This window comes from Exiguobacterium aurantiacum, assembly GCF_001766415.1.
GTDB lineage: Bacteria > Bacillota > Bacilli > Exiguobacteriales > Exiguobacteriaceae > Exiguobacterium > Exiguobacterium aurantiacum_A.
Map to the genome: position 1 here is coordinate 538,633 of NZ_MKXO01000001.1, position 14,336 is coordinate 552,968.

The window sequence follows — 14,336 nt, forward strand, 5'->3', positions numbered from 1 at the left end:
TCATTTTAAGATTCATGGAATTAGCTTGATCACTCGGGCCGGATTGCCTCCGACGACGGCACGGGCCGGCACGTCTTTCGTCACGACCGCACCTGAGGCGATGACCGCATCGTCCCCAATCGTCACGCCCGGATTGATGATGGCCCCGCCACCGATCCAGACGCGATGTCCGACCGTGACCGGTTTGCCATACTCGAGGCCCGAGATCCGTTCCGTCGGGTCGAGCGGATGTGTTGCTGTATAGATATGGACACCTGGAGCAAGCATACAATCATCTCCGAATCGAATCGGACAGATATCTAAAAACACGCAGTCAAAGTTCGCAAAAAAACGGTCCCCGAGATGAATGTTATATCCGTAGTCACACTTGAACGTCGGTTCGAGGTAGAACGATGCCCCGGTCGAACCGAACAGTTCGCCGAGTACTTGCTTGCGGACGTCGAGCTCATCGATCCCAGACTGATTGAACCGCTCCGTCAGACGTCTCGCCTGCCGCCGGTCAGCGACGAGTTCCAAATCACCGGCCAGATAAAGTTCACCTTGAATCATCTTTTCTTTTTCTGTCATGTTTTTGCCTCCATTCTATTTTATTATAGAGGAATATTGGCGAGAATAGGGAATAGGAAAATGGACGAATCAGAGGAGGTAATTGACTATGAAACGCATTCTTGATTGCAAAGCGAGTGATTTCTTGACGTTCAACCGTAACGATTTGATTGAGTCGATCCGAAAAGCCGAAGGCCGGACCGTGCTCGCCGAAGTCATTCCGACCGTGCAGCCGCTCTATCCTGAAGTGACGAACGCCGAGCTCGCCCGGGCTTTCGGTGCCGACATGATCTTGCTCAACATGCTTGACGTGTTCCATCCGTACATAAAGGGGCTTGAAAGCCACGCCCTATTCGGCGACATCCCGGGTGAGACGATGTCCGACAATCCGATCACGGAATTAAAACGGCTGATCGGACTGCCGGTCGGTGTCAATCTCGAACCTGTCGACTTCAGCGAGAAGTCCTCGGACATGTTCGACGTGAAACAAGGCCGACTGGCGACGCAGGAAGCGTTCGCCCGCGCTTCCGAACTCGGAATCGACTTCGTCTGTTTGACCGGTAATCCGAACACCGGTGTCACGAATGAGGCCATCGAAAAGGCGATCATCACGGCCCGATCTGAATTTGCCGGCGTCATCATTGCCGGGAAGATGCATCAAGCGGGTGTCGGTAACGTGATCGACCGTGATGCGTACGTCCGCTTTGCCGAAGCTGGTGCCGACATCATCTTGATTCCCGCGCCAGGAACCGTCCCAGGTGTCCGTGAAGACGAGTTCTATCACGTGACGCAAGAAATCCAAGCACTGAACAAGCTCGTCTTGGCCGCCATCGGAACGTCGCAAGAAGGCGCCGACGAAGGGACGATCCGCGACATCGCCTTATCATCAAAACGCGGCGGTACCGACATCTTCCATATCGGCGACGCCGGTCTGTCCGGAATCGCCACACCTGAGAATATTCAGGCGTTGTCAATCGCCATCCGTGGACGCCGTCATACGTACATTCGTATGGCTGCTTCCGTCAATCGTTAACCAGAAAGGGAAGGAAGCCGCGGCTTCCTTCCCTTTGTCTGTCACCATTCCGTGACGTCGCGGCGCGGTTTCGCCGGTGTCGTCGTCCCATGCCGTTCGGCGAGCAACGTCTCGACGTCATGTAAGGAGACGCCTTTGGCTGCGAGCAAGACGAGCAAGTGGTACAACAAATCAGCCGTCTCTTCGACCAAGTCTTCATCGTTCAATGCCGCAATGACGACCTCGAATGACTCTTCCCCAAACTTTTTCGCGATTTTGTCTAACCCTTCATCAAACAAGTACGACGTATAAGAACCTTCTTTCGGCTCTGTCTTTCGTTCTTGAATCAGTTTTTCGAGTTCGTGGATCATGTGTTCACCTCCGTAAAAAAGCAACTGCGATTTCCGGTATGGCACGTCGGTCCGTTCGCATGGACGCGGACTAACAGCGCGTCTTGATCGCAATCGACATGGATGCTCTCAAGGTCGAGCGTGTTGCCGCTCGATTCACCTTTCATCCAAAGCCGCCCTTTCGAACGTGACCAGAACGTGACGATATTCGTCTCAAGCGTCTTCTGAATCGCCTCATCGTTCATATAACCTAGCATGAGCACGGCGTTATCTTCCGTCGAAACGATAATCGCCGGGATTAGTCCGTTTGCGTCGTAACGAACCGCATCGGCAAGTTGTTCGCGCTGCATACGTGCTTCACCTCTTCTACTGTCGTTTTTCGGTCGTGCAAGATCGAAGCGAGTAAGGCGGCGTCGACTGTTTCAAGTGCCTCGACGACGTGTTCAGCGTTCCCGGCCCCGCCTGAGGCGATGATCGGGATATCGACCGCTGCCCGTAGCAATTCGAGAATTTTTAAATCATAGCCACTCTGTTTCCCGTCTTGGTTCATCGACGTGACGAGCAGCTCCCCGGCCCCGAGTTCAGCGACGCGCTTGGCCCAATCGACTGCCGTCAGCTCGGTCCGGTGTTTCCCGCCGTACGTGTATACGTAATAGTCACCTTCTTCGAAACGGACGTCGATGGCGACGACGATACACTGGGAACCGAAACGTTCGGCTGCTCGCTTGATCAAGTCAGGTGACTCGACGGCGAGCGTGTTGAGCGACACTTTGTCGGCTCCTGCTTTGAGCAGGGACGAGATGTCTTCAAGTGAACGGATGCCGCCCCCGACCGTGAGCGGGATGAACACTTTTCGAGCGACGGCACTGACGACGTCAAGCATCGTCTGTCTTCGTTCCGTGCTTGCCGTAATGTCTAGAAAGACAAGTTCATCCGCACCTGAGGCGTCATAGTACTTGGCAATCTCGACAGGGTCACCGATGTCACGCAGTTCGACAAACTCGATGCCTTTGACGACACGTCCGTCTTTCACGTCTAAACATGGGATGATTCTACGCTTTAGCATGTCGCGCCTCCCATTCGATCAAGTCGTCAAGACTGACTTTGCCAGACAAGAGCGCTTTCCCGACGACCGCCTCATCAATTCCGGCCTCACTCAGTGCCTTGACGTCGGCTTCGGTCGTGACACCGCCCGAGGCGATGAGCGTGACCGAGACAGCTTCCCGTAGCGCCTTCATGCGCTCTAAGTTCGGTCCGTTCAGTTTCCCGTCCGAACCGATGTCCGTGTAAAGAATCGTCTCGACCCCGCGGCTGGCGAGATCGATGGCCACATCGATGTCTTTTAGTTCGGTCGCGTCTTGCCAGCCGTTGATGGCGACGATGCCGGCATAGGCGTCAAGGGCGACGGCGACACGACTCCCGTACTTGGCGAGTGCCCGGTCCAGGAAATCAGGATCGGTGAACGCTTTCGTACCGAGCAGGACACGGTCCACACCAGTAGCCATGACAGCATCAAGCGCTGCTTCGGAGCGAATCCCTCCGCCCGTCTGGACGAAAAAGCCGCACGATTTGGCGAAACGGACGACATCGAGATGTTTCGGCTCACCAGCTTTCGCTCCTTCTAAATCGATCAAGTGGAGCATCGGGACGCGCCCGGTCCATTCTTTTAACTTCTCATACGGGTCGCCGTATTGCTCTTCCGTGTTGAAATCTCCTTCAGTCAGGCGGACAATCTTGCCGCCGATTAAGTCAATTGCCGGTAGCAGTTTCACGTTCGACCGCCTCCTTCCATTCTTTTAATAAGCTGAGTCCGAACGCGCCGCTCTTCTCCGGGTGAAATTGCATCCCGGTCACGAGACCTGATCGGACGATGGCCGGTACGCGCTCTCCCATATAGTCAGCTGAGGCGACGACATTGTCGTCAGCGGTCACGACGTGATACGAGTGGACGAAATAGACGTCCTCGTCGCGTAAAATCGAGTTCCAACCGACGTGAGGCAACCGTTTGGCCCGCATCCGTTCGACCCGTCCTTCAATCAAACCGAGTCCTGGCGTCGGCATGCCTTCCGTGCTCGACTCGAATAACAGTTGCATCCCGAGACAAATCCCAAGCAACGGCTTCTCTGTCGCCATTCGCTTGAGCAACGGAATGAGTCCCGTGTCCTCAAGCGACTGCATCGCTTGCGGGAACGCACCGACGCCAGGCAAGAGGATGGCGTCGGCCGCTTCGATTTCAGCCGGATCGTTCGTGATCGTGACGTAACAACCGATCGCTTGTAGCGCCCGTTCGACGTTGAAGACGTTTCCCATGCCGTAGTCAATCACCGCGACGTTCATCCTTCGATCCGTCCTTTCGTCGAAGGGAGGCGGTCGAGTCCGTCTTTCCCGATCGCTTCGGCAAGGGCGCGGCCGAACGCTTTGAACAGCCCTTCGATCATATGGTGCGAGTTCGAGCCGTATAACACGTCAAGATGGAGCGTCAACCGCGCGTTCATCGCGACGGCGCGGAAGAACTCTTCCGCGAGTTCCGTGTCGAAGTCACCGAGCTTCGGATTGTTGATTTCGGCTCGGTAGACGAGGAACGGGCGTCCCGAGACGTCGATGACGGCCCGGGCAAGCGTCTCGTCCATCGGCAAGTAGCTCGTCCCGTAGCGACGGATCCCGACTTTGTCCCCGAGCGCTTCTAAGATCATCTGCCCGAGGGCGATGCCGACGTCTTCGACCGTGTGGTGCGCATCGACCCACGTGTCCCCTTCGACTTGCACCGTTAAGTCGATGCGGCTATGGAAGGCGAACAGTGTCAACATATGGTCGAAAAAGCCGACGCCTGTCTTAATGTCACTTTGACCTGTACCGTCTAAATCGAGGCGAAGCTCGATGTTCGTTTCTTTCGTCTCACGTTTAATTTCAGCTGTTCTCAAAAGAAGTCACCTCTTCTAACATTTGTTTGATGAATCGATACGCCTCGTCCGTCCCCGCACTGACGCGCAGTCCGGTCGGAAACGCACGGACGTGGACACCGTAAGCGAGGAACCGCTCGGCCCACATCTCACTATTGGGCGTCTCGACGTATAGGAAGTTGGCCCGGCTCGGCAAGACGTTGCCGATTGGCGCGAGCAGTTGTTCGAGCTTTTGACGTTGCCCGTTATGGAAGGCGACGGACTGAGCGATATAATCCGGGTCGTCAAGGACGACGGTCGCAACAGCCGCGCTCAACCCACTGACGTTGAACGGCGAGCGGAACCGGTCGATCTTCTCGATCAAATCGGGATGGGCGATCATGAAGCCGATTCGTAAGTTCGCGAGTCCGAACGCTTTCGATAACGTCCGCAAAATGATGACGTTCGGGTAATCCGCGAGTCGCGACTTGAAGGAATCACTCATCGTGAAGTCGATATACGCCTCGTCGACGACGAGGTACGGGACTTGTTTCGCAATCATTTCTAATTGGTCGAGCGTCCACATCTTCCCGGTCGGATTGTTCGGGTTCGACACGAGCACAAGTTTCGGTTCGTTCGCTTCAATCAATCGAAGCAATGAATCGATCGTGAGGCCGTCTGCCTCAGGTTGGAAGAACTGGCCTCGGGCGATGTGCGCGTAAATGCCGTACATCGAAAAGTCGGGTGCCGGTGCCAAGACGACGTCTTCTGTGTCGAGAATGGCTTGACAAAGTATGGCGAGCAGCTCATCGCTGCCGCTCCCGACCATCAATTGGTCAGGTTGTACACCCGCATAAGTCGCATAGCTAGTTTTAAGGGCCGTCAGCTCATCGACCGGATAACGGCTGAGTGAGCGGAGCGTCACGAGCTGAATCGCTCGTTGCAAGCGCTCCGGCAGCTCGAATTGACTCTCGTTTTGATTTAGCGCGTATCCGCTCACCGCATGTGGGACATAGCGCGGGATCGCTGTATAGTTACGTCTCATACGTCCTCCAATCGGACCGCCATCGCTCGGGCGTGTCCTTCAAGCTGTTCTTGTCTCGCGATTCGGATCGCGGCGCGTGTGACCGCTTCGTCGATCGCTGTCATCTCGAGAAACGTCTGTCTGCGGTAAAAATCATCGACCGACAGTCCGCTCGAGAAGCGGGCCGTCCCGCTCGTCGGCAAGACGTGGTTCGGTCCGGCAATATAGTCACCGAACGCCTCGGCCGCCTCATGGCCGAGGAAGAACGAGCCGCCGTGGCGAATCTGTGCCATATAATCGGCTGGATCTGTCACCGCAAGTTGCACGTGTTCGGCCGCCATATCGTTCGCGTAGCGAATTGCTTCTGCTTTCGTTTTGACGAGGACGCCTCCGCGCTTGAGCGCTTCGACTGCAATGTCGCGACGTGGCAGATCGAGCAGTTGCTTGTCCAGCTCAGACCGAATCGCTTCGGCCTGTTCACTTGTCGTCACGAGGGCGAGTGCTGTCGCTTCGACGTCATGCTCGGCTTGCGCGAGCAGGTCGGCTGCGACCCATCTAGGATTGGCCGTTTCGTCGGCGATGATCAACACTTCGGACGGACCGGCGACGGAATCGATCCCGACGAAATGCGAGACGAGTGACTTCGCGGTCGCCACATAAGCGTTGCCCGGCCCGACGATCTTATCGACGGCCGAAATCGTCTCGGTGCCGAACGCGAGTGCGGCGACGGCTTGGGCGCCACCGACGAGATAACATTCGTCGGCACCGGCAATCTTCGCGGCAATCAACAGCGATAAGTCGATCCCGCCTTGTTTCGGTGGCGTCACCATGACGACCCGCTTCACTCCGGCCACTTTCGCTGGGATGATGTTCATCAACACACTCGACGGGTAGACCGCCGTCCCGCCAGGCACATAGACACCGACCGAATCGAGCGGCATGAACCGACGACCGAGCCGGAACATCTCATCTTCGAAGACGTCGTCTTGACGCTGTTGCCGCGCATGAAACGTACGGATCCGTTCGGCCGCGAGCGTTAGCGCCTCGGTCAATTCCCGATACGCCTCCGGCGGTTCAAACGTCTCAAGGTCGACCGTTTCAATCACATCGACCCCGTCAAATTGCGTCGTCCATTCGAGGAGCGCCGCGTCACCTCTCGCCTCAACCGATTCTAAAATCGGTTTGACGGCTTCTGCCCACTGTTCTCGGCGCGTGCGATTCGTTTGTCCGTTCATCTGTCTGCCTCCTTGCTTAACCGGCGAATCCACGCTTTCAATTCGTCCGGGTCGTTCGCGAGCGCTGTCTCGCTCGTGATGAATTTCGCGTTAACCGTGAAAATCGTCTCATATTCTTCTAAATCGTTCGCGCGAAGCGTCGCCCCCGTCTCGACGATATCGACGATGCAGTCGGCGAGACCGGTCAACGGCGCGAGTTCGACCGAACCGTTCAAAGCGATCACTTCGACGTTTTGACGTTTCGAGGCAAAGTGCGAGATGGCGATATTCGGATACTTGCTGGCAACTTTCAGCTTCTTCGTACCGTTTCTCCGTTCTCTCGGACCACATACCGCCATGCGGCAACGGCCGAATGGCAAATCGACGACTTCGAGGACGCCTGGTGTCTTCTCGCGTAAAATGTCGCCGCCGACGACTCCGACGTCCGCTGCGCCATGCATGACGTATTTATAGACGTCATCGCCTTTGACGAAGATGAATTCATGACCGTCTACTTCGACGGTCAACTCACGGCCCCGCTTTTCCGGCCAAACGGTGAGACCGACTTGTTCAAAATACTCACGGGCCGCTGTTTCGATGCGCCCTTTCGCGATTGCGACTTTCATTTGATCACCTCACCTAACTGTTCTAAGTCGAGCGATAGTCCGAAGGCACGTCGCGACTGTCCGAAATGCCCGTATAACGAGTCGTAACGGCCACCTGAGAGGACGCGTCTGCCGTCGATACTGCCGGTCACGGTCAAACCTGAATAATAATCAAAGTCGCCGGTCTGTCCGAAGTCGTACGAGACGTTCAATCCGATCGCACGTAGATGTTCGACCGCATGCTCCACTTCGTCGATCGCCGGTTTTAAGCCCGGTTCCGCGAGGTCGCGTAACTCTGCTAGCGCCGAGTCACCGATCAAGAACGGCAGCTTGGCGATCAACGGGTATTGATACGATTCCGCGAGGTCGCGAAGTGACTCCAAATTACGGAGTGCTAAGTATTGACGCAACGTCCGTTCCGGGATACCGGCCTCGTTCGCCACTAACGCGATCAATGCAGCAGATCCGACTTGGATGCGTAAGCTTCCTTTCGGCAGGACCCGTTCCGTCATACTAAGGAACGATTCGATCAACTCCATATCTTTTGAATCCCCATCGATCCATTCAAGACCGAGTTGCTGACGTTCATGCGGTTGTCCCGAATGCTTCGGCGTGCGTCGATAGACGGCACCGGCATAAGCGACGCGCATCGGTTCATGTCCGTCGGCGAGCTTCCTTGCGATCTGGAGCGTGTAGTCCGGTCTCATGACGAGCAACTCCCCATCGTTGCCGAACAAGCGGTAATACGCCGACTCATCGAAGAGTGCGAGATCTTGATAATGGGAATAGTATTCAACGAGCGGCGGCTCGATCACACTATAGCCGTCCCCCTCGGCCCGCTCTAAAAATGATTTTATCCATTGCTTCGGACGCAGCACGTCCTCACCTTGCAACTCGTGCCATCCTTCCGGGATGGATCCTTTTTTATTGAACCAAATCATCAGTATCACCCTTTACCTTATTATCACTTTACCAAACTAAAGTAGTGTGTTAAATTTATCAAATCAAGCCAATGCTGTCAACCGGCGAACTCGAAAGGAACGATGTTTGATGATTGATTATACCCATGATGGCCACGTCCATACCCCATTTTGTCCGCACGGATCGACCGATTCACTCAACGCGTACGTCGAACAAGCACTTGCTCAAGGCGTTCGGACGCTGACGTTCACCGAGCACGCCCCGTTGCCGGCACGTTTCATTGATCCGACGCCAGATCAAGACTCGGCGATGGCGCTCGACTTATTGCCCCGTTATATAGAAGAGGTCGGGCAGTTGAAACGAGATTACGCCGAAAGACTCGAGATCCGGATTGGTCTCGAGATCGATTATTTGCCAGGATATGTCGATGAGACGCTCGCCTTGCTCGAGCCCTATCGCTCATACCTCGACGAGACGATCTTGTCTCAACACTTTCTACAAGTCGAAGGCGAGCTCCTGCCCGTCGACTTCTCACCGGAGACGTTTGATGCGCTCGTCAGCCGGATCGGGTCGTTCGAAGAAGTGCTACACCGGTATTACGAAGCGCTCGAGACCGGGTTACAGTTCCCGTGGGAGCGACTGAACGTCGCGCGCATCGGGCATATCGATTTACCGATTAAATATCAGACGAACTACTCATGGGACCGTGCGAACGTCAAAGACGCCGAGTCACGACTGTTGCGTACAATCGCCTCACGCGGGTTCGGACTAGACTTCAACACCGCCGGTCTCCGTAAAGCCGCCTGCGGACAGCCATACGCCATGGCCGTCGCCGCTGAAGCGACCCGGCTCGGCATCCCACTCGTACTCGGTTCGGACGCCCATATCGCGGCAGATGTCGGTGCCGACTTTAAAAATATGCAAAAAAAAGCCACGTTCCTATGAACGTGGCTCCTTAACAGCGATCTAGCTATCTAGATCCCCATGTTTGGTTTGTCGACAACGATATGGCGTTCCATTTCTTCATCTACTATCTATATTACCACACTCGTCACGAGTTACAAGACAAAAGTGAACTACTCACCACTTATTTGCTTCGCAACTTGAAGTGGGAGCTTCTTGGGAAGACCGTGCTTTGACCAGCCACGGTTGTGGACCAAGCTCGTCGGGCAGTCCCTGCCCTGAAGTGTTTCAGTCGGCGAGACGCAACAGGTTGAGGCTCGCGTTGACGTCACGGTCATGGTGCGCCCCGCAAGCGCCGCATGTCCACTCGCGGACGTGCAGGCCCTTCTTGCCGCCGTTCCCGCCACAGGCCGAACAAACTTGGGTCGAGGCGAACCACGGGTCGGCCTGGATCAGTGTGCGGCCGTGGAACCTGCATTTGTAGGCGAGCTGGCGGACGAACTCGCCCCATCCGGCGTCCCCGATCGACTTTGCCAGGCGGCGGTCCTGCATCATCTCCCTCGGTTTCAGCGTCTCGACGACGACGACTTGGTTCTCGTCGACGATGCGTCGTGACAGCTTGTGGAGGAAGTCATGTCGGCGGTTCCGTACCTTTTCATGCTTTTTGCCCAACAGGAGCCGCGCCTTCTCGCGGTTCCGACTGCCGGGCTTCTTGCGGGAGAGCGCGCGCTGCGCCCGTCTCAGCCGTTCCTCGGCCTCGCGTAGGTTGCGCGGGTTCGGAATTGTCTCCGTCACCATCGCATCGTTCGTCATGACGGCGAAGTGCCCGAGGCCGAGATCGATCCCGATCTTGTGCTCGGCCGGGACCCAGGGCTCGTCGTCCTGTTCGACGAGGAGCGACACGAAGAACTTGCCCGCTTTCGTCATCGACACGGTCGCCGAGCGGATCTCGCCGTCGAAGATTCGGTGCTGTGTGAAGCGGATGAACCCGACCTTCGGCAGCCGGACCCGGTTTCCCTCGATGCGGATCGTGCCGTGCTGGTTGTTCGTCGTGTAGGAGGCGCGCGATTTCCGTCTCGACTTGAACACCGGGAAGCCGGCCGTCCCGGCGAAGAACTTCGCGAACGCCGTGTCGAGGTGCAGCTTTGCGTTGGCGAGCGCGAGGCTGTCCGCCTCACACAGGAACGGGAACAGGGGCTTGTAGGAGGCCGGTGTCGGCGGCTTCCGCTTCGACCCGCCGCTCGCCTTCGTCTCCTCGTGGATAGCGATGCGGTCCTCGAGCAGCTTGTTGTAGACGAAGCGGGCGCAGCCGATCGTCCTGACGAGGAACTCGGCCTGTGCCGCCGTCGGGTGGAGCCTGTATTTATAGCCCTTCAGCATGTCTGCGCCTCCTCCCGGCCGATGATCGTGATGAACGTCTTCCTCATCCGATACCCGCGGCGGGGGCGGAGAAATCTGACGAAATCACGAACTTCTGTTCGTTATATCTGTCACAGGGGTGGTCAAGAGGTTTATGTATGGGCGATCCATCTCCCACCTACGCTGGGCTTCGCCCCAGACGCTTAGAGGTGGGAGAATTCTCGCTTAATTATGTTAAAAAGGATGACCCGAAAGTCATCCTAACGTTTAAACTGCGATTTCGGCATACATGTCTTTTAACTGTTTCGTCGCGGCTTCATCCATTTGAAGGGCGACGAGCTCGACGAAGCGCAGGGCTGGATCGGTATCACCTGACAAGGCGACGATTTCAGCAGCCGCACCGTCAAGTGCGAGTAGAATTCCTGAAACACCTAGCGTCGGGTAGTAACGGAGCAACGCCCGAACATGCTTCATCTCGGAGACGTCATTCCCATTAATTTTAAGTGATTTTACAGCCAGCTCTTTGTGCGTGCCAATTGCAAATTTATCTTCCCATACCTCTTCAAGTGTGATCAACGCTTCCACATCATAGGCACCATCTGTGAAACGAACTAGTTTTTCCATGTGACATATCCCCTCTCGTTTATCTACTCTTATTATAAAAAAGATTCGGCGGAATAGTTTGTGAAATATTGAACATTATGTGTAAACTTTGTCTCACTTCATGATTTGATAAAAAAAGGCCCTTCCGAGGAAGGGCGAATAATGGAAGAGTAAAACACCATTGGCAGTACATTAATAATATAACATCGAATGTAAACGTTTACAATGTGTTTTTGAAACTTTTTTCAAGCGGCATATGTAAGACGTCAATCCCGCTTTCCCGCATCAAATCAAGGCCATCCCCGTGCTCATAACCGACAGCGTACACGACTCGGGCCACGCGCGCCGCGATGAGCGCGAGCGAGCAAGAATGGCATGGTGAATGGGTCACATAAGCCGTAGCACCGAACGCGTTCGTCGAATCAGCGGCCAATTTCCCGATCGCATTGATCTCGGCATGGATCTCATGTTGTTTTGACCAATTGTGATGTTCGAACGGGTCGCTACATTTAACAAATGTCACACCTTGCTCGATGATGCGCACAGACGGCTCGGTCAAGTCGACCGTATCATCCGTCACATATTCGGCTCGTTGGTAAAACCCGTCTTCCCGTTTTAGAAAGATTTCATTACAGTTCGTATGTCCCGGCGGTGTCCCATTCAATCCGATCGAAATCGGTTTCTCATCTTTGACGATGACACAGGCGACACTCTTCGAGGCACATTTCGAGTGCCGTTCCGCCATCATATCGGCGAACTGCAACCACGTCTCGTCCCACAATCGTTGTTTCTCCATCCTGATCCTCCTCATGGAAAAAGAAAGTCTGAATGCTCAGACTTTCTTTTTAGTATCCAGTCTCTTTTGGCAACTCTTTATTCTTTGAGGCAATTTCGATGACTTTTTCTTTCAGTTCGTGCTCCATCCGATCGAGCTCACGTTCGGCCTCACGACGCTTCTGCTTGCCTTCCTGTTGGATACGCAGCGTTTCGTCGAGCGTTGACAATAGATTCTCGTGCGCGACTTTGAGCGATTCGACCGAAACGATCCCTTTTTCGTTCTCGGTTGCGATCTCGATCGACGAGTCTTTCAACATTTTCGAGTTTTGTTCGAGCAGTTGGTTCGTCGTCTTCGTGACGTCTTGCTGCATCCGGAGTGCCGTTTTCTGGCGCGTCAAGCTGAGAGCGAGGACGACTTGGTTTTTCCAAAGCGGAATCGTGTTGACGACAGCCGACTCGATTTTCTCCGCTAAGATTTGGTTATTTTGTTGGATGACACGGATTTGTGGTGCCATCTGCAGACTGATCGTCCGACTCAACTTCAAATCATGCAACTTCTTCTCGAACCGGTCTGTCAGTTGGATCATATCGTTTAGCTGTTGCAGCTTCACTTGATCTCTCGTCGTTTCGACTTCTTGACGGAGCGGCGTGATCTCGTGATCGCGAACGTGGTCGAGCTTCGTCTCACCGGCTGCGATATAAACGTTCAATTCTTCGAAGTAGCGCTTGTTCTTGTCATACATTTGATCGAGCATCGTAATGTCCTTCATCAGACCGAACTTGGCTCGGTCGAGATTGTGAATGACTTCTTCCAAATAGACGTTCATTTTTTCAAATTGAAGCTTATAATTTTCAGCTTTCTTTTTCGCTCGTCCGATGAGCGGCAAGTTGTCCATAAAACTCTTCTTCTCCGGTTGAAGCATATCCGGGTCCATCTTCCGAACGTTTTGCATCAAATCGGACAGTAACTTACCTGCGTCACCACCGTCTTTCATGCGGACCTCGGTCAAGATCTGGTCAGAGAATTGAGATAGTTCCCGTTGGACGTTCGATCCGAATAACATGACGGAGTCTGTTTTTTTAATATCGATCGACTCGGCGATCCGGGTGATTCGTTCCCGGTGTTGTTGCGGCACGTCGGCTTTCGGTTGGATGGCCGGCACCTCATGTTTTTCTGTCATCGAGGACCAATCCACAGACGGGTCAGAGATTTCCTCTGTCTCGGTCTTTGTTTTTGTCTGTGAAGTGGGCTCTTCTTCTGGCCATGACTGCCAGTTCGTTTCATTCGATGAAGTCATGTTTTTTTCTCCCTTCCGGTTGATCTGCCAATACCCGTTCCATCATGATCAATTCGCGTTCGAAGTCGACAGCGTCGTCTTCGAGCAGACGGCTCCGTTGTTCTTTGAACTTATCGACGATGAGCCGCATATTGGTGATCAGTTGCTCTCGTGTCTCTTCTTGAATGACGACACGTTTTCCTTCTAGTTCTTTAAATTTCAAGACGACGGACACGAGCGAGTCCAAATAAAACGTAAACAGATCTCTGACGTGCTTCGCGTCTTGAGGGTTCTCGAACAATTCGGCAAACAGTTCGTGGGCCTCTCTCGAGACCGCCTTCATTTCACGACGAACTTCGACATCTTTTATTTCAGGCAAGATACGATCGATCTGCTGGAGTTTCTCGTACCCTTGCTCGATCGTCCGTTGTAAAAATTGTAGTTCCAAGTCGTCTGTCGCTTCGAACTGACGGACCGGTGCCACATCTTCCATCGGTTTAAGGATGCGAGAACCGACGAACGGTTCTTCTTCATCGAGTAGCAGTTTTTTCTTCGCCCGTTTCGCTACCGGTGCGGGTGCCCGCTTACGTCGTTTGTTACTCGACCACACCTCGTTCAATACGAGCGCCCCGACGATGATAAACAGCCAGGAGAAATCAAACACACTTATGGCAAAATACAGGATCGCCCCGGTCAGGGCCCATTTCATCCATGTCTTCATCCTTGTCACCTCGTCTCATGATACTTCTATTGTACCTTACGTGAACCGTCAACAAAAGTTTCGTCATCTTTATAAGCTTAGCATAATGACGACGTCCCCTCTCTCGGTCGCAAGTACGAAAAAAAGCAAGGGGAAGTTCCCCTTG

At 54.3% G+C, this 14,336-nt stretch carries 18 protein-coding genes; 2 read left to right on the forward strand and 16 right to left on the reverse strand.

The window, feature by feature from the left end; all coding sequences use genetic code 11:
- Positions 1–12: 12 nt before the first annotated feature.
- Positions 13–567, reverse strand: a complete 555-nt coding sequence (locus BJU60_RS02755) for a maltose acetyltransferase domain-containing protein (RefSeq protein ID WP_016509483.1) — start codon at positions 565–567, stop codon at positions 13–15.
- Positions 568–655: 88 nt separating this feature from the next.
- Here BJU60_RS02755 and BJU60_RS02760 point away from each other — a divergent pair, with 88 nt between their 5' ends.
- A complete protein-coding gene (locus BJU60_RS02760; protein WP_070327381.1) occupies positions 656–1,579 on the forward strand; it encodes a DUF7916 family protein in 924 nt (307 codons plus the stop codon).
- Positions 1,580–1,620: 41 nt separating this feature from the next.
- On the opposite strand, the gene hisE is transcribed toward BJU60_RS02760, so the two are convergent.
- From hisE to BJU60_RS02810, 10 genes are read right to left on the reverse strand one after another with little or no spacing between them, the layout of a single operon-like run.
- Positions 1,621–1,929 carry a phosphoribosyl-ATP diphosphatase gene (gene hisE / locus BJU60_RS02765; RefSeq protein ID WP_070327382.1) on the reverse strand — a complete coding sequence of 103 codons (309 nt, stop codon included), beginning with the start codon at positions 1,927–1,929 and terminating at the stop codon, positions 1,621–1,623.
- Positions 1,926–2,258 (reverse strand): phosphoribosyl-AMP cyclohydrolase, encoded by a 333-nt coding sequence (gene hisI / locus BJU60_RS02770; protein ID WP_035386293.1) that lies wholly within the window; start codon positions 2,256–2,258, stop codon positions 1,926–1,928. Before hisI ends, hisE begins: the two co-directional genes overlap by 4 nt.
- Positions 2,207–2,974, reverse strand: a complete 768-nt coding sequence (gene hisF, locus BJU60_RS02775; RefSeq protein ID WP_070327383.1) for an imidazole glycerol phosphate synthase subunit HisF — start codon at positions 2,972–2,974, stop codon at positions 2,207–2,209. The genes hisI and hisF overlap by 52 nt, the downstream gene beginning before the upstream one ends.
- A complete protein-coding gene (locus BJU60_RS02780) occupies positions 2,961–3,680 on the reverse strand; it encodes a HisA/HisF-related TIM barrel protein (RefSeq protein ID WP_070327384.1) in 720 nt (239 codons plus the stop codon). Before BJU60_RS02780 ends, hisF begins: the two co-directional genes overlap by 14 nt.
- Positions 3,658–4,245, reverse strand: a complete 588-nt coding sequence (gene hisH / locus BJU60_RS02785) for an imidazole glycerol phosphate synthase subunit HisH (RefSeq protein ID WP_070327385.1) — start codon at positions 4,243–4,245, stop codon at positions 3,658–3,660. The genes BJU60_RS02780 and hisH overlap by 23 nt, the downstream gene beginning before the upstream one ends.
- Entirely contained in the window at positions 4,242–4,829 is a 588-nt protein-coding gene (gene hisB / locus BJU60_RS02790) for an imidazoleglycerol-phosphate dehydratase HisB (RefSeq protein WP_070327386.1), read from the reverse strand. Before hisB ends, hisH begins: the two co-directional genes overlap by 4 nt.
- The gene (locus BJU60_RS02795; RefSeq protein ID WP_070327387.1) at positions 4,816–5,832 is read right to left on the reverse strand and encodes a pyridoxal phosphate-dependent aminotransferase; all 1,017 of its coding nucleotides are present in this window, start codon (positions 5,830–5,832) and stop codon (positions 4,816–4,818) included. Before BJU60_RS02795 ends, hisB begins: the two co-directional genes overlap by 14 nt.
- Positions 5,829–7,046, reverse strand: a complete 1,218-nt coding sequence (hisD, locus tag BJU60_RS02800; protein ID WP_070327388.1) for a histidinol dehydrogenase — start codon at positions 7,044–7,046, stop codon at positions 5,829–5,831. Before hisD ends, BJU60_RS02795 begins: the two co-directional genes overlap by 4 nt.
- A complete protein-coding gene (hisG, locus tag BJU60_RS02805) occupies positions 7,043–7,651 on the reverse strand; it encodes an ATP phosphoribosyltransferase (RefSeq protein ID WP_070327389.1) in 609 nt (202 codons plus the stop codon). Before hisG ends, hisD begins: the two co-directional genes overlap by 4 nt.
- A complete protein-coding gene (locus BJU60_RS02810) occupies positions 7,648–8,571 on the reverse strand; it encodes an ATP phosphoribosyltransferase regulatory subunit (RefSeq protein WP_070327390.1) in 924 nt (307 codons plus the stop codon). The genes hisG and BJU60_RS02810 overlap by 4 nt, the downstream gene beginning before the upstream one ends.
- A 109-nt stretch (positions 8,572–8,680) precedes the next feature.
- Here BJU60_RS02810 and hisJ point away from each other — a divergent pair, with 109 nt between their 5' ends.
- The gene (hisJ, locus tag BJU60_RS02815; protein ID WP_070327391.1) at positions 8,681–9,496 is read left to right on the forward strand and encodes a histidinol-phosphatase HisJ; all 816 of its coding nucleotides are present in this window, start codon (positions 8,681–8,683) and stop codon (positions 9,494–9,496) included.
- A 246-nt stretch (positions 9,497–9,742) separates the two neighbouring features.
- Here the strand turns inward: hisJ and BJU60_RS02820 are convergent, their stop codons facing one another.
- The 5 genes from BJU60_RS02820 to BJU60_RS02840 form a co-directional block, all read right to left on the reverse strand.
- Positions 9,743–10,834: an RNA-guided endonuclease TnpB family protein gene (locus BJU60_RS02820; protein WP_070327392.1), complete on the reverse strand. Its 1,092-nt coding sequence runs from the start codon at positions 10,832–10,834 to the stop codon at positions 9,743–9,745.
- Positions 10,835–11,080: 246 nt separating this feature from the next.
- Positions 11,081–11,437: a hypothetical protein gene (locus BJU60_RS02825; RefSeq protein WP_070327393.1), complete on the reverse strand. Its 357-nt coding sequence runs from the start codon at positions 11,435–11,437 to the stop codon at positions 11,081–11,083.
- 199 nt (positions 11,438–11,636) lie between these two features.
- Positions 11,637–12,212: a deoxycytidylate deaminase gene (locus BJU60_RS02830; RefSeq protein ID WP_070327394.1), complete on the reverse strand. Its 576-nt coding sequence runs from the start codon at positions 12,210–12,212 to the stop codon at positions 11,637–11,639.
- A 49-nt stretch (positions 12,213–12,261) separates the two neighbouring features.
- Entirely contained in the window at positions 12,262–13,491 is a 1,230-nt protein-coding gene (locus tag BJU60_RS02835; RefSeq protein ID WP_070327395.1) for a toxic anion resistance protein, read from the reverse strand.
- Positions 13,475–14,191 carry a 5-bromo-4-chloroindolyl phosphate hydrolysis family protein gene (locus tag BJU60_RS02840; RefSeq protein WP_016509957.1) on the reverse strand — a complete coding sequence of 239 codons (717 nt, stop codon included), beginning with the start codon at positions 14,189–14,191 and terminating at the stop codon, positions 13,475–13,477. The genes BJU60_RS02835 and BJU60_RS02840 overlap by 17 nt, the downstream gene beginning before the upstream one ends.
- Positions 14,192–14,336 lie beyond the last annotated feature (145 nt).

Bases quoted from the DNA above. Each gene is read 5' to 3' on its own strand.
- BJU60_RS02835 (WP_070327395.1), bottom strand. From the start codon at position 13,491: ATGACTTCATCGAATGAAACGAACTGGCAGTCATGGCCAGAAGAAGAG.
- hisG (WP_070327389.1), bottom strand. From the start codon at position 7,651: ATGAAAGTCGCAATCGCGAAAGGGCGCATCGAAACAGCGGCCCGTGAG.
- BJU60_RS02825 (WP_070327393.1), bottom strand. From the start codon at position 11,437: ATGGAAAAACTAGTTCGTTTCACAGATGGTGCCTATGATGTGGAAGCG.
- hisE (WP_070327382.1), bottom strand. From the start codon at position 1,929: ATGATCCACGAACTCGAAAAACTGATTCAAGAACGAAAGACAGAGCCG.
- BJU60_RS02840 (WP_016509957.1), bottom strand. From the start codon at position 14,191: ATGAAGACATGGATGAAATGGGCCCTGACCGGGGCGATCCTGTATTTT.
- hisF (WP_070327383.1), bottom strand. From the start codon at position 2,974: ATGCTAAAGCGTAGAATCATCCCATGTTTAGACGTGAAAGACGGACGT.
- hisD (WP_070327388.1), bottom strand. From the start codon at position 7,046: ATGAACGGACAAACGAATCGCACGCGCCGAGAACAGTGGGCAGAAGCC.
- BJU60_RS02755 (WP_016509483.1), bottom strand. From the start codon at position 567: ATGACAGAAAAAGAAAAGATGATTCAAGGTGAACTTTATCTGGCCGGT.
- hisI (WP_035386293.1), bottom strand. From the start codon at position 2,258: ATGCAGCGCGAACAACTTGCCGATGCGGTTCGTTACGACGCAAACGGA.
- BJU60_RS02760 (WP_070327381.1), top strand. From the start codon at position 656: ATGAAACGCATTCTTGATTGCAAAGCGAGTGATTTCTTGACGTTCAAC.
- BJU60_RS02830 (WP_070327394.1), bottom strand. From the start codon at position 12,212: ATGGAGAAACAACGATTGTGGGACGAGACGTGGTTGCAGTTCGCCGAT.
- BJU60_RS02820 (WP_070327392.1), bottom strand. From the start codon at position 10,834: ATGCTGAAGGGCTATAAATACAGGCTCCACCCGACGGCGGCACAGGCC.
- hisH (WP_070327385.1), bottom strand. From the start codon at position 4,245: ATGAACGTCGCGGTGATTGACTACGGCATGGGAAACGTCTTCAACGTC.
- BJU60_RS02795 (WP_070327387.1), bottom strand. From the start codon at position 5,832: ATGAGACGTAACTATACAGCGATCCCGCGCTATGTCCCACATGCGGTG.
- BJU60_RS02810 (WP_070327390.1), bottom strand. From the start codon at position 8,571: ATGATTTGGTTCAATAAAAAAGGATCCATCCCGGAAGGATGGCACGAG.
- hisJ (WP_070327391.1), top strand. From the start codon at position 8,681: ATGATTGATTATACCCATGATGGCCACGTCCATACCCCATTTTGTCCG.